This is a genomic window from Amycolatopsis sp. NPDC051372, from assembly GCF_040682095.1.
In the GTDB taxonomy this organism is placed as follows: Bacteria; Actinomycetota; Actinomycetes; order Mycobacteriales; family Pseudonocardiaceae; genus Amycolatopsis.
Genome location: NZ_JBFBAF010000058.1, coordinates 24,079 through 37,570 on the forward strand (window position 1 = coordinate 24,079; position 13,492 = coordinate 37,570).

At 72.2% G+C, this 13,492-nt stretch carries 11 protein-coding genes and 2 pseudogenes; 1 reads left to right on the top strand and 12 read right to left on the bottom strand.

Going from position 1 to position 13,492, the window contains the following annotated elements; translation table 11 throughout:
• Positions 1 to 38: 38 nt before the first annotated feature.
• The 9 genes from AB0M56_RS48315 to AB0M56_RS48355 form a co-directional block, all read right to left on the bottom strand.
• The gene (locus AB0M56_RS48315) at positions 39 to 1,667 is read right to left on the bottom strand and encodes an alkaline phosphatase family protein (RefSeq protein ID WP_364189765.1); all 1,629 of its coding nucleotides are present in this window, start codon (positions 1,665 to 1,667) and stop codon (positions 39 to 41) included.
• A complete protein-coding gene (locus AB0M56_RS48320) occupies positions 1,664 to 2,821 on the bottom strand; it encodes a Dyp-type peroxidase (protein ID WP_364189767.1) in 1,158 nt (385 codons plus the stop codon). Before AB0M56_RS48320 ends, AB0M56_RS48315 begins: the two co-directional genes overlap by 4 nt.
• Positions 2,818 to 3,966, bottom strand: a complete 1,149-nt coding sequence (locus AB0M56_RS48325; protein WP_364189770.1) for an EfeM/EfeO family lipoprotein — start codon at positions 3,964 to 3,966, stop codon at positions 2,818 to 2,820. Before AB0M56_RS48325 ends, AB0M56_RS48320 begins: the two co-directional genes overlap by 4 nt.
• A 112-nt stretch (positions 3,967 to 4,078) precedes the next feature.
• On the bottom strand, positions 4,079 to 4,549 hold the full coding sequence (locus AB0M56_RS48330) for a nitroreductase family deazaflavin-dependent oxidoreductase (protein ID WP_364048815.1): 471 nt from the start codon (positions 4,547 to 4,549) through the stop codon (positions 4,079 to 4,081).
• A complete protein-coding gene (egtD, locus tag AB0M56_RS48335) occupies positions 4,542 to 5,513 on the bottom strand; it encodes an L-histidine N(alpha)-methyltransferase (RefSeq protein ID WP_364189772.1) in 972 nt (323 codons plus the stop codon). Before egtD ends, AB0M56_RS48330 begins: the two co-directional genes overlap by 8 nt.
• Complete coding sequence (gene egtC, locus AB0M56_RS48340; protein ID WP_364189775.1) at positions 5,510 to 6,274, bottom strand: ergothioneine biosynthesis protein EgtC; 765 nt, start codon at positions 6,272 to 6,274, stop codon at positions 5,510 to 5,512. Before egtC ends, egtD begins: the two co-directional genes overlap by 4 nt.
• A 5-nt stretch (positions 6,275 to 6,279) precedes the next feature.
• Positions 6,280 to 7,629, bottom strand: a complete 1,350-nt coding sequence (egtB, locus tag AB0M56_RS48345; protein WP_364189778.1) for an ergothioneine biosynthesis protein EgtB — start codon at positions 7,627 to 7,629, stop codon at positions 6,280 to 6,282.
• Positions 7,626 to 8,888, bottom strand: coding sequence for a glutamate-cysteine ligase family protein (locus tag AB0M56_RS48350; RefSeq protein ID WP_364189781.1), 1,263 nt, complete (start codon positions 8,886 to 8,888; stop codon positions 7,626 to 7,628). Before AB0M56_RS48350 ends, egtB begins: the two co-directional genes overlap by 4 nt.
• Before the next feature lie 178 nt (positions 8,889 to 9,066).
• Positions 9,067 to 9,993 (bottom strand): LysR family transcriptional regulator, encoded by a 927-nt coding sequence (locus AB0M56_RS48355; protein ID WP_364189783.1) that lies wholly within the window; start codon positions 9,991 to 9,993, stop codon positions 9,067 to 9,069.
• Positions 9,994 to 10,113: 120 nt separating this feature from the next.
• Here AB0M56_RS48355 and AB0M56_RS48360 point away from each other — a divergent pair, with 120 nt between their 5' ends.
• The gene (locus AB0M56_RS48360) at positions 10,114 to 11,313 is read left to right on the top strand and encodes a Glu/Leu/Phe/Val dehydrogenase dimerization domain-containing protein (RefSeq protein ID WP_364189786.1); all 1,200 of its coding nucleotides are present in this window, start codon (positions 10,114 to 10,116) and stop codon (positions 11,311 to 11,313) included.
• Positions 11,314 to 11,408: 95 nt separating this feature from the next.
• Here the strand turns inward: AB0M56_RS48360 and pip are convergent.
• From pip to AB0M56_RS48375, 3 genes and pseudogenes are all read right to left on the bottom strand, one after another.
• Positions 11,409 to 12,313, bottom strand: a pseudogene (pip, locus tag AB0M56_RS48365) (prolyl aminopeptidase).
• A gap of 75 nt (positions 12,314 to 12,388) precedes the next feature.
• Positions 12,389 to 13,138 carry an ESX secretion-associated protein EspG gene (locus AB0M56_RS48370; RefSeq protein ID WP_364189788.1) on the bottom strand — a complete coding sequence of 250 codons (750 nt, stop codon included), beginning with the start codon at positions 13,136 to 13,138 and terminating at the stop codon, positions 12,389 to 12,391.
• Positions 13,135 to 13,492 (bottom strand): annotated as a pseudogene (locus tag AB0M56_RS48375) (hypothetical protein); the annotation flags it as partial. The pseudogene AB0M56_RS48375 and the gene AB0M56_RS48370, both read right to left, overlap by 4 nt.

A 13,492-nucleotide genomic window follows, 5' to 3' on the forward strand; every position in this document is an offset into this window, starting at 1 on the left:
GAGCGGCCTTCGCCGTTTCACCAGCCGACCGCTGCGCCTCAGCGGACCACGGCACCCGTTTTCGGATCGAGCTTCAGCGGCTTCGCGTTCGGGTGCGAGAAGTCGAACATCCCGGTCAGGGGCGCGGCCAGGGCGTCGAACGAGCCGTCGCCGATGCGGCCGAGGCGCCAGTTGTCCTCGATGAACCGCAGCACCGACGTCTGGTCGGTCATGGTGTGGTCGACGTGGTTCGCCCGGCTGTAGGGCGAGATCACCAGCAGCGGCAGGCGTGGGCCGTAGCCGCAGCGGTCGGCGTAGCCGCCGAGGCGTACCGGGTGCGAGGTGCACACCGGCGAGTCCTGGGCGGAGTCGTGCGAGCCGTTCACGATCTTCGAGGGCACGTGGTCGTACCAGCCGTCGGAGTCGTCGTAGGCGAGCACGATCGCGGTGTCGCGCCAGTGCGGCGAGGACTGGAAGCGGTTGATCTCCGAGACCACGAACGCCTGCTCGTCGATCGGGTCGGAGTAGCCGGCGTGACCGTCCTGGTAGGACGGTGCCTTGAGGAAGCTGACCGCGGGCATGGTGCCGGCGCGCAGCGCGTCGTCGAAGTCGCTCACGTCGTACTGGTGGTTGGCCTGGTCGGTCTGGCCCACGGCGTGGAGCGAGCTCGGCGGCAGGTGCTTCGCGTTGGCGGTCGACTCGTAGTACTGGAACGGCTCGTGGTGCGGGCTGTAGTCCACGGCGGCCTGCCCGCCGACGTTCGGGTGCTGGGTGCCGCAGACCGCGTATCCGCCGGCCGCGCCGGTGGGCTTGAAGCCGCCCTCGAACCAGCCCCACGTGACGTGCTTGGCGTTGAGCAGGTCACCGACGTTGCGGCCCTGGAAGGCACCGAGGTTGTCGGTCGCGGTGTGGTTCTTGTCGGAGCAGTCGTCGAAAGCCGGGTCGGGGTCGGTGATCATCGTGCCGACGCCGTGCTCGTCGGGTGAGGCGGCGGTGTTCGGGTCGACCTTCGGCTCGCCCGTGACCGAGTCCACGGGCTGCAGGCCGTGGGTCTGGCCGGAGATCAGGTTGATCGCGCCGGGGCTGGACGGGCCGAAAACGGCGTCGAACGAGTTGTCATTGAGCGCGTAGTGCTGGGCGTAGTTCCACATCGCGGTGACGGTGTTGCCGTCGAAGTAGTCCATCACCAGGCCGGGCTCACCGAACAGCACGGGCTGGCCCGTGCACTTGTCCTTCTCGGTGTTCTCGACGAACTTGTCCATCTTCCCGCCGTTGAAGGCGGCCTGTTCCTTGTTGTAGTCGTGGGCCTGGTCGCACGTCAGCGCCTGGTCGGGGCCGAGACGTTTCGGGTTGTAGGAGTTGGGGTTGTCCGTGAGCAGCCTGTGGTCCAACCCGTTGACCTTCGGCGTGTGCGGTACCGCGTGGAACGGGGTGCCGTTCTCGTTGGTGGCGTCCGGGTAGGTGCCGAAGTAGTGGTCGAACGAGATGTTCTCGCCGAAGATCACCACGACGTGCTTGATCGGTGACGTCGTCGGGAAACTCGCCGCGTCCACAGCCTTGTCCGGCACCGCCGGCGACGCGGCGCTGCTCGCACACGCCGCCGCCATCAGCACGGCCGTGCCCAGCGCCCCGGCCGCCAGCGCGGTCCTTCTCCTGCTCCTGCCCACGACCTGCCCCTTCCCGCTCATCCCAGCAACGTCCGGCCGTAGTGGTCGGCCGGATCCGTCACGCCGGGGAGCAGGTAGAAGTACCCGCCCCCGAACGGCGAGACGTAGTCCGTGAGCGGCTCGCCTTCGAGCCGCTTCTGCACCGCCTCGAACTGGCTTTCGAGGTCACGCTGGTAGCAGGTGAACACCAGGCCCATGTCGAGGTTGCCGTTGGTGTCCACCCCGCGGTCGTAGTTCACCGCGCGCCGCAGGATCCGCTCGCCGTCGGTCCGCGGGGTGCGCGGGTTGGCGAGGCGGATGTGGCTGGTCAGCGGGATCACGGTGCCGACGGGGTCTTCCGCGTAGCGCGGCACGTCGAGTTCGCCGGCGCCGTCGAGCGGCGCGCCGGTGTCGCGGCGCCGGCCGATCATGTTCTCCTGCTCCGACAGCGATACCCGGTCCCAGAACTCCACGAGCATCCGGATGAGCCGCACGACCTGGTAGCTGCCGCCGTCGTCCGTCCACACCAGACGGTCCAGTTCGGACGGCTGGGGGTTGGCGGTGCCGTCCTTGAACCCCAGGAGGTTGCGGGGTGTGCCGGCCGGGCGCGGCGGTGAGGTGAAGCCATCGATCTTCCAGCGCACTTGCATGCCGCCGCGCGTGGCCCGGGTGAGGTCGCGCAGAGCGTGCAGCACGGTGTCGGGCTCGGCCGCGGTGAGGACCAGGCTCAGGTCGCCGTGGCACCACCGCGGGTCGAGGGCGTCGTCGGGGAACACCGGCATCGGCTTGAGCTTGGCCGGCTTGCGGGCGGCGAGGCCGTAGCGGTCGTCGAACAGCGACGAGCCCACGCCCACCAGCACCGCCAGCTCCCCCGCCGGCACCTCGGGCCCGAGCACGCCGGAGTCGGCGGGCGGGCCGGTGATCCCCAGCGCGGCCGGTGCGCCGCCCGCGGTGAGGAACGCGGCGCGACCGGTCAGCTCGCGCAGCAGGTCGGTCAGCTCGTGGCGGTTCTCCGCCACCACGTCGAACGCCGCGACGATCGAATGCCGCGCAGGCTCGGCGAGTACGGCAGCCTGGAGCGGTCCGTGGAACGGCACCGGCCCGGTCGCCGACGCACTCCCGGCAAGGCCCACGAGCCCCGCTCCGGCTCCGGCGGCCGCGGCCCCGCGCAAGAACGCACGCCGCCCGAACGTCACGAGATCCTCCTCGGTTCCGCGATCGCCGCGATCGGCGCGAGGCGCTCGGTGAGCTCGGCGACGTCGGCGTTGATCTTCTCGCGCCGGGCCTGCGTCAGGTTCGCCAGAGACGTGCCTGGTGCCGAGTGCAGATCGCGTTCGGTGCGATCGAGCCACGCGTCGAGGTCCGCCAGCCCCGGGAAGCGGGTGACGAGCAACGGCCGCAGCACGTCGAGCACGGCGCGCGTGCCGGTGATGTTGGCCTGGGCCGTGGCGAGTGTGCTCCCGCTGCCGTAGTCGGTGCGGCCGGTGAGCTCGAACTGCAGCGTGTTTTCCATGATCTCGTGGGCGCGCAGGCCGAGGTCGTTCTGGTCGACCTGCGCGTCGCCGAACGCCGCGCGCAGCTGCCGCACATCCGTGTCGAGCTGTCTGGCCACCGGCTCCAGCGCGGCCGGATCCTCGTTGTGCCACAAGCCGTTCTCGAGACGGTGGAACCCGGTGAACCCCGGATCCGCCGCGCCGCCGGCCAGGCCCGCCGTGATGCCGTTGACGGCCGCGTCGGCGTCGCCGAAAGCGTCGTAGGCCGCGCCGAGCCGTTCGTAGGTCAGGTGTGCGCGGAGCCAGGCCCGTTCGCTCGCCTCGCGGTCTCCACTGTGGACGGCGTTGTCGAGCGCGGCCGTCTGCCCGGCCAGTGTAGTGAGCCCTTCGGCCACATACCGGTGGTACTTCTCCAGCGGTTCCAGCAGGTCGGCGTTGGTCACGGGCACGACCGCGGGCCCGGGCCGCTGCGCGCCGCCGCTCACGCGGACCGCCGGCCCGACGAACGGAGTGCCGTCCTCCGGCGCGCACCGCAGCGCGTACGCGCCGTCGGCCAAGTTCACCGGCAGAGCTCGCGTGGTGCCGGACCCCACGCCCTCCAGCTCGCCGAACACGGTGCCGGTGCCGGGATCGACGACTTCGACCTCCATGGTCACCGCGCCGGTGTTGCGCACCTGTAGCGTCTGCGGGCCCGGGGGCGGCGCCACCCAGCCCGCACCGCACCCCGACCGCGACACCACGATCGGCCCGGCCTCGGCATCCGGTCCGGCCGGGTCGACGACGACCACCACGACGCCGGCGGCGACCACGACCAGACCGGCCACCGCCGCCCAGCGCCACCGCCGCACCGGCAACTCCCCTCAGGTGAACTTCTGGCGAACACTTTCACGTATCCGCACACACCTGACAAGAGCTCTGCCCCGTTATGCCCGTTTTTGGGGCGCGGTCTGTCCTACGCCGTCACCTTCGCGACAACACGAACACCGGCAACGGCCGCCCGGCCGCGACGCGTTCCATCTCGTAGCCCGGCCAGAACGCGAGCAGCTCGGACCACATGCGGTCGTACTCCGCACCTTCCAGCTCCCGGGCCTTGACCTCCACGACCCGCGCGCGGATCCCGACCGTCGCTTTGGGATCCGCGCGCAGGTTGTAGGTCCAAGCCGGGTTGTTCGGCCGGCCCCAGTTCGAGCCCGTGAGCACGAAGTCGTCGCCGTGCGGGAAGTACAGCAGGTTCGTGCTGCGCGGCAGCCCGCTCTTGCGCCCGGTCGTGGTCAGCCGCAGCGACGGCAGGCCCGCGATGCCGACCAGGCTCACCCGCCCCCCGAAGAAGCGGTGCAGCTTCTGGTCGGTCCAGATGATGCCGCGCGACAGCGTCATCACGAAGGGCCGGGTACCGAGCTTGCGAGCGAAGGGCTCGAGGGGGTTACGCACGCACAGATCTTGCCAAACTCACCCCGAACCGGTCCTGGGAGTCCGTCCACCAGCGCTCGACGGCGAACCCGGCAGCGGCCAGCTCCGCCTCGACGCCCGTGCGGCGGAACTTCGCCGAGATCTCTGTGCGGATGTGCTCGCCCGCGGCGAAGTGCACCTGCAGGTCTGCACCCGGGATGTCGACGGTGACCTCGCGACGCGCGCGCAGCCACATCTCGATCCACTCGTCCTCGGCGTTCCAGTGCGAAACGTGCTCGAAGGTGTCGAGGTCGAAGTTCGCCCCCAGCCGGGAGTTGATGACCCGGAGCACGTTGCCGTTGAAGGCGGCGGTGACTCCGGCCGCGTCGTCGTAGGCGCGCTCCAGCGTTTCGCGGTCCTTCACGAGGTCGGTGCCCAGCAGGAGCCACTCGCCCTCGTCGAGCACGTCGCGCACCGAGCGCAGGAACACGGCGCGCTCGTCGGGCAGGAAGTTGCCGATCGTCCCGCCGAGGAACGCCACCACGCGTGGCGAGGTGCCCGGCAGCAGGTTCAGGTGCTGGGTGAAGTCGCCGACGACGCCGCGCACCTCCAATTTCGGGTAGTCCGCGGCGATCGCTTCGGCGGCTTCGGCCAGCGCCGACTCCGAGACGTCCAGGGGCACGAACGACTCGAGCGTGCCGTGCTCGGTCAACGCGTCGAGCAGCAGCCTCGTCTTCTCGCTGGACCCGGAACCCAGCTCGACGAGCGTGTGCGCGTCGGTGAGCCGAGCGACGTCACCGGCCCGCCCGGCGAGCACCTCGCGCTCGCTGCGGGTCGGGTAGTACTCGGGCAGCTCGGTGATCTTCTCGAACAGCTCGCTGCCCTCGGCGTCGTAGAACCACTTGGGCGGCAACCACTTCTGCTCCGCCGTCAGGCCCGCTCGCACGTCCGCGCGAAGCTCGCCCGCGACGTCGCGGCGATGGCTTTCGAGATCCACTTCCGTCATGAGGTGGTGCTCCGATCCAGGGTCAGAGAAAGAAGTTCGACGCCGGCTGCGGTGACGCGCACGGCGTGGCGATCGGGAACGGGGGTCCAGGCCGGGTCCGGGTCACACGGCTCGGACGCCAGCACCACACCGCCGGTCACGGACCGCACCGACAGCGAGTGCGTCCACGTGGTGCCGATCAGCGTGGCGCCGTCGGTCAGCAGGAAGTTCAGCCGCGAACCCGGGGCCGCGGCCTCGACCTCGGCGATCAGGTCGGTGACCGCGGCCAGCGGGTCGGCTCCGTCCCGAAGCCGGGCGCGCAGCAGCGCCCACAGCAGCGCCGCGTCGGTCGGCGCCTCGAGCGTGAGCAGCTCGGTGACGTCGAGGGACTTCGCCAGCCCGGCCATCGAACCGGGCCAGCCGCGGACCACGCCGTTGTGGCTGAACAGCCACCGCCCGTCGGTGAACGGCGCCGCGGCCGCCTCGGTCACCGGCATTCCGGTGGTGCCGTTGCGGACCGCGGCGACGAACGCGGTGGTCGAGACCGAGGCGGCCAGCGCGGGCAGCGTCTGGTCCGTCCACAGTGGAGACTCGCGCCGGTAGCGCTGCGGCGCGCCTCCGGACTCGGGGTACCAGCCGAGGCCGAAACCATCGGCGTTGACCGAGCCGCCGCCGCGCATGTCGAGCGGCGCGTACGACTGCACGAGCAGCGCGTGGGGCGCAGCGAACACGAGTTCTGCGGGCGAGATCGGCGCGCCGAGGTACGCGAGGTGCCGGCACATGCCGTTCAGCTCACCTCGCCGGGCCGGGCGTCACGGGCGCAGCGGAAGCCGGAGAAGATCTGCCGCCGGATCGGGTAGTCCCAATTGCGGAACGTGCCGCGGATCGCCGCCGAGTCCGTGCCGAACGAACCCCCGCGCAGCACCTTGTACTCCGGGCCGAAGAACACCTCCGAGTACTCCCGGTACGGGAACGCCGCGAACCCCGGGTAGCCGTGGAGGTCGGTGCTCGTCCACTCCCACACGTCGCCGATCAGCTGGTACACGCCCAGCGGCGACGCCCCGGCCGGGTACGCCCCGGCCTCGGCCGCGCGCAGGTGGCGCTGCCCGAGGTTGGCGTGCTCGGCCGTCGGTTCCTCGTCGCCCCAGGGGAAGCGCCGCGAACGGCCCGTCGCCGGGTCGTGGCGCGCGGCCTTCTCCCACTCCGCCTCGGTGGGCAGCCGCTTGCCCGCCCACGCGGCGTACGCCTCGGCCTCGTAGTACGACACGTGCACCACGGGCTCGTTCACGGGCACCGGCTCGTGGACACCGAACCGCGTGCGCCACCAGCCACCCGGCTCGCGGCGCCAGAAGCGCGGCGCCGTGATGTCGTGCTCTTGGCGATACGCCCAGCCGGGCTCGCTCCAGAACCGCCGCTCGTCGTAGCCACCGGACTCGAGGAACTCGACGTAGGCCCCACACGTGACCGCGCCGGTGTCGAGGAAATACGCCGGCACGTCGATCTCGTGGGCCGGGCGCTCGTTGTCCAGCGCCCACGGCTCGGCCGTGGTGCCCATGGTGAAGCGGCCGGCCGGCACGAAGACCTCGGCGGGCAGCCGGCCCGCCCGCGCGGGCGGCGGCTCCGGCGCGTGCAGCACCGGCTCGCCCTTGCGCAGCTGGTGAGTGGCCAGCATGGTCTCGTCGTGCTGCTGCTCGTGCTGGGTGATCATGCCGAACGCGAACGCGCTCTCGGTGAGCCGGCTGCCCTCCAGCGGCGCGGTCTCCAGAACGTCGAACGCCTTCTCACGGACTTCGCGCACGTAGGCGCGGGCCTCGGCCGGGCCGAGCAGCGGCAGGGCCGGCCGGTCGGCGCGCGCGTGCTGGAACGCGTCGTAGAGGTCGTCGATGTCCGGTCGCAGCGGCTCGCGCCCGCCCACGTCGCGGACCAGCCACAGCTCTTCCTGGCTGCCGATGTGCGCGAGGTCCCAGACCAGCGGCGACATCAGCTTCGAGTGCTGGCGGACCAGGTCCTCGTCGTCGACGGCGTCGGTGAGGACGACGCTGCGCGCCCGTGCCCGGGTGAGGGCCTCGGCCGCGTGGGCCCGCAGGTTCTGCGGGCTCAGCTCCAGCAGCGGGTTGTGCTCCGGGGTAACGCTCATCGCTCCTGACTCCTCGATCCGTTCACGCGTGTGCGCACGCTCTCGGTGATCTCCGTGATGGTTGCGGCCGGCAGGCCCGTGGCGGGCAGCTCGGCGATGCCGAGCTCCACGAGCTTGCGCGCGACGGCGGCGATGGCGTCGTCGGCAAGGCCCCGGGTCGCGGCGTCGACCCAGCGGCCCGCCACCGGCGCGCACAACCGGCGCACCTCGTCCACTGTGGACGGGCTGGCGAGCAGGGCCCAGACGAGGGCGACCGGGGGCAGCCACTCGCCGGGCGGCTGGGCGTCGAGGTACCGGATTTCCAGGTACCCGTGGGGCCGCACCGGGGTGAACATCGTGGTGAGGTGGTAGTCGAGGTCCTCCGCCGTCGGGCGGCGCAGCACCCCGGCCGCACCGCGGCCGTCGATCCAGTCGGCGAACGTGAGCCCGTCCGGCGCGTCCCACGGCCGCTCGCCGCGGGGCAGCACCATCAACGGCGTGTCCATCATCCGCCGGCCCCAGTCGGCGGCGGGGTCTGGACCGGGCTCGGCCGAATGGGTCCGAACCGGTTCGGTCTTGAGCACCGCGAGCCAGCGCGCGGACTCGAGGCCCGTGTCGCGACCGGCGTGCACCCGGGAATTGGCGAACGCGGCGAGCAGTGGCGGCCCCATCACGTGGGCCGCCTCCCAGCGCGCCGCGACCTGGTCGGCTTCTCCCGTGTCCACGCAGATCTGCAGCCCGGCGGTGCTGCACATCATGGTGATCCCGCCTTCGCCGATCGGCTCGAACCGGCGCTCCATCGCGGCGTAGCGAGGAGTGCGCAGGGCGCGCCGGGGCCGGCGGTGGGCGTCGATGCCCGACTCGCCGAGCACGAGTCCGTGCCGGGCCAGCAGGCTGACGAGATGGGAGAGGTCGGCCGAGACGGCTGCGAGCAGATCTGGCAGCGAGGCCTGAGGAAGAGCGGAGATCTCCACCTGGCACCCGGGCTCGAGGCTCACGGGAGAGCCTGCCGGGAGCGGGGTGGCCGGACTGTCGGGGCGCAGTGTCCGCGGGGTGTGCGGGCCGAGCGCCGTGGCCAGGACATCGGGATCGAGCGGGCGGGCCGGGTCCTCGGTGTGGTGCACCGTGAACTCGAGTTCCACGCCCAGCAGTCTCGGTGGGCCGTGCTTGAAACACACCGAGGCGACGTACGCCTCCCCGGCCGCGCGGTCCGAAAGCACCCGTGCGGTCAGGTTCGACGCACTTCCGGACTTCTCCGGAAAATCGTGCACCGCAGTCATCGTTCGCCGTCCGAGTCAAGGAGGTCCGCGGGGTGGGACCTCTCGCCTTCGGACGCTACACGGAGGGTCCGACAAAATCAGGTGCCCGCGAACGCGTGCGAGATCCACAAGAATCTCGTAAGGACTCCTGACCTGGGCGTTTGTCCTGAAGTTCCGCCGCGCTGCTCCGTCCGGATGATCAGGGCAGGGCAGGTTCGGTGCCCAATCCGAGCTCCGCGGCCGCGGACTGCACGGCCCCGATCACGAGATGCAACGCCGGGCGCCGGATCTCGGTGCGCCGGTAGGCGATCGACACCGTGCGCAGCAGCGGCGTCGTCAGCGTGACCACGTCTATGCCCGGCGGCCGCAGCAGCCGCAGCCCGAGGTCGGACACGAGCGTGACCCCCAGGCCGGCGCCCACCATGGCCATGGCCGTGGACTGCTCCTCGACCTCGTGGTTGATCTTCGGCGAGAAGCCGTGGCGGTGGCACGCCATGCGCATCGCGCGGCCGAAGTGCGACTTCGGGCTCGCGAGAATCCACGGGTGCTCGGCCAGCTCGTCGAGCGACACCGAACCGGCGGGGAACGCGCCCGCCGGCACCGCCGCGTGCAGCCGTTCGATGGCCACCACCGCGCGTTCCAGCCCGTTGTCCCACCTCGTCGGCGCGTCGGAGTAGTCGATCACGAACGACAGGTCGAGCGTGCCGTCGCGCACCGCCTCCGCGGTGTCCTCGGGGGCCAGCTCCCGCGTCTTCAGCTGGATCCCGGGATACTCGGCGGCGAGCGCGGTGAGCGCCGAGGGCAGCAATCCGGACGCGACCGAAGCCCACACCCCGGCGATGAGGCGCGCCGACATCGAGCCCTGCGCTTCCTCCAGCGCCAGCGTCGCGCGCTCGACCGAGCCCAGGATCTCCTCGGCGTGCTCGGTGAGCAGCACGCCGAGCTCGGTGAGCTGCACGCGCCGGCCCAGTCGTTCGAACAACTTCGCGCCCACGTCCCGTTCGAGCTGCGCCAGCTGCTGCGACACGGCCGAAGCCGTGTAGTGCAGCGACACCGCGGCAGCGGTGACCGTCCCCCGGCGCCGCAGCTCCCGGAGCATCCGCAGGCGGTGCAACGAAAGCTCCATGCAGAAACCCTAAACAACTTCGTGCAGCTTCGTTAACTGGACGCGAAGGCGGTCGCGACCGCACCCTCGAAAGCGGCGGTCGAGCAGGGCCGCCCCCGACTCTTGGAGGTGAGTGGCTCGATGCTTCCGCAGAACGCCGAACCGTTGATGAGGCTGACGTGGACCGACCCCGTCACCGGCGCGCACGGCTACCTGGTCGTGCACAGCCTGGTGTCCGGCGTCGCCACGGGCGGCACGCGGATGCGGGCGGGCTGCACGATGGGCGAGGTCGAGGACCTCGCCCGCGGGATGGCGAACAAGACGGCCACGTTCAACCTCCCCGTCGGCGGTGCCAAGGGCGGCATCGACTTCGACCCCAAGGACCCGCGGGCGTTCGGCGTGCTCACGCGGTTCTGCGAGTTCCTGCGCCCGTGGCTCGACGCCAGCTGGGTGACCGCCGAGGACCTCGGCGTGCCGCAGCACCTCATCGACTCCGTGTTCGAGAAGCTCGGGCTGCAGCAGTCCTACCACGCCGCGATCCACCGTTCGGCCGATCCCGAGCGCACGCTGCGGCGCGTGCAGGCCGGGCTCAACGCGCCCGTGCCCGGCGGTCTGCTGCTGGGTGACGTGATCGGCGGCTACGGCGTGGCGCAGGCCTGCCTGGGCGCCGCCTCGGCGTGGGGCTGGGACGCGGCCGAAACGACCGTCGCGATCCAGGGCATCGGCACCATGGGCGGCGGCGCCGCGTGGTACCTGCACGAAGCCGGCGTGAAGGTCGTCGCCGTGGCCGACGCGGCGGGCACGCTGTACGACCCCGAGGGTCTCGACGTGCCGGCGCTGCTCGACCTGCGCGACCGCTTCGGCGAGGTGGACCGCTCGCGGCTGCCCGAAGGCGTCCGCACCCTGCCGCGCGAGGCGGTTGTGGCGACCGACGCCGACATCCTGGTGCCGGCCGCGATCTCCTACGCGCTGCGCGTGGACAACGAGAACCTCGTGAAGGCCAAGGTCGTGGTGGAGGCCGCGAACGCGGCGACGACGTCCGAGGCCGAGGCTTCGCTGTCCGCACGGGGTGTCGCGGTGATCCCGGACTTCGTCGCGAACGCGGGGGCCGCCGCGTGGGCGTGGTGGCTGCTGCTCGGCGAGGTGGGCGCCGACCCGGCCGACTCGTTCCTTCGCCTGCGCACGGAGATGCAGGCGAAGGTGGCGCTGCTGCTGGCCGAGTGGAACCTCGACCGCGTGCCGCCGCGCGTGACCGGCCTGCAGCTGGCCGAGACCACCCGCGCCGCGCGGGCGGCGGAGGCGCAGGCGAACGAGGGTGCGCCTGCCCTTCTCATCCCGTAGCAGGCCGCAGCCCCTCGAGACCGGGGTCGCGCGGTGCCCCGAGACGGGGCGGGGCACCGCGCGGAACTTCCCGGTGTTCCAGACCTTCGGGGAGCTCAGGACCGGGCGAACCGGTCGAGCACGCCGACGAGGACCTCGCTGATCGAGCCGGTGGCGGTGGTGTGCCCGGAGTCGCCGACGAGCCGGAGCTGCGCGCCCGGCAGCGCCCGTTCCAGCAGCCACGGCGTGCCGGCCAGGTTGCCGAGGTCGAGCGAGCCCTGGACCAGCGCCGCCGGGATCCCCGCGAGCCGGTCGGCGTCGCGCAGGATGGCGCCGTCCTCGCTGAAGCAGCCGTTGGCGAAGTAGTGCGTGACGAGCCGCGCGAACGCCAGCCGGTAGGGTCGGTGAACCGCGACGCCGCCGGTTCGATCGAGAGCATCGCGTCTTCCCACTCGCACCAGCGCCGGGCGGCGGCTTCGTGGACGGCGGGGTCGGGATCCATCAGCAGGCGGTGGTACGCCCCGGCCAGATCACCGTCGCGCTCGGCCTCCGGTACGCCGGCGCGGAACTTCGCGAACGCCGCCGGGAACACCGCGCCGAGCCCGCGCGTGAGCAGGTCCAGCTCGGCCTGCCGGTCGGTGGCCAAGCCGAGGAGCACGAGCTCGCTGACGCGCTCCGGGTGGCGTTCGGCGTACAGCAGCGAGAGCGCCGACCCCCAGGACCCGCCGAACAGGAGCCAGGTGCCGATGCCGAGCGTCGTCCGCAGCAGTTCCATGTCGGCGAGCAGGTGCGGGGTGGTGTTGGCCGAGAGGTCGGCGACAGGTTCGCCCGCGTGCGGTGTGCTGTGCCCGCAGCCGCGCTGGTCGAACAGCACCACACGGTAGCGATCGGGGTCGAAGAACCGCCGGTGCGCCGGCAGGCAGCCGCTGCCAGGCCCGCCGTGCACGACGAGGGCGGGTTTTCCGGCGGGGTTGCCGCACTCCTCCCAGTACACGGCGTGGCCGTCGCCGACGTCGAGCATTCCGGTGCGGTACGGGGTGGTCTCGGGGTGCAGTCCAGGCACGGCATGTCCTTTTCGACGGAGCCTTCCGGCGGGTCAGAGCAGGTCCGCGGCCAGCTCCCGCAGCGCACGGCACAGCTGGGCGGGCGTGGCGGGGCCCAGGTGGATCACGGCGTCGGCGCCGGAGCCGGCGGTGTGGCTGAGGTAGCGGCCCCAGTCGGTATCGGCGTAGTGCAGGGGTTCGGCCGCGCACAGGCGGCGGCCGACTTCGTCGCGGCGGGCGACGTACAGCTCGCCGCTGCCGTGGACCGGGCGCTGCACCAGGCTGACGACGTCGGCCAGCTCGGGTTCGAGCGGGTACGCGTCCTCGCCGCGGTGCGCGGCGTCCGCGAGGTCGGAGACGCGGACCGAACGCGGGACGCCGCCACCGGCCCCGACGACCGGGAGCTGCTCCACGAGCGTCTCGACCAGCAGCTGCCGGTCGATCTCCTGCACGCCCACGTGCTCGCCGTCGGACACGGCGAGCACCGCCTGCAGCCCGCTCGCGGCGACGAGCACGCCATAGGTGCGCCCGCCCGTGGCGACCCAGCCGTAGTACTCCTCCGCCGGCCGCGACAGCAGCGGCAGCCAGTCGAGGAACTCGACGGTGGCGCGGCCGCGCCGGTCGACGAGGCCGGCCACGGCGAGCGCGTCGTCGATCCGCTTGGCGGCCTCCTCGCGTTCGAGGTCCGACAGCCACACCGGTTCGGGGCGCAGCGTCACGTGCAACGAGCCGACCTGCTCGCGCTCGGCGAGCGCCGCGAGTGCCTCCAGCGGCACGTCGACCCGTCCGGCCACCGCCGTCACTCGCCGATGACCGGCGGGATCGTCCGCTGGTCGGTGCCGAAGAGGGCGTCCGGGTCGGGTTCGACGAGGAAGTCGGGACGGCGGTGCTCGGCGTCCTCCTCTTCTTCCCCGCGGCGGCCTGCGGCGCCCGCGGGTCCCATCGCCGTCCCACGGCTCCCGGCGGCGCCCCGCGCGGCAGCGGCTTCTTCGGCCGCGACGGCGTTCAGACCACCGAAGCCGGACCGCGCACTGGCACCGCCACGCAGCGCGCGGCCTTCTGCCGCGCCGGCTTCGCCCCCCGTGCCGCCGGCGGGCCCGGGGGCGCCCCCGGCCGGGGGGGCCCCGGGGGGGCCCCCGGTGAGCGCCGGGGGGGCC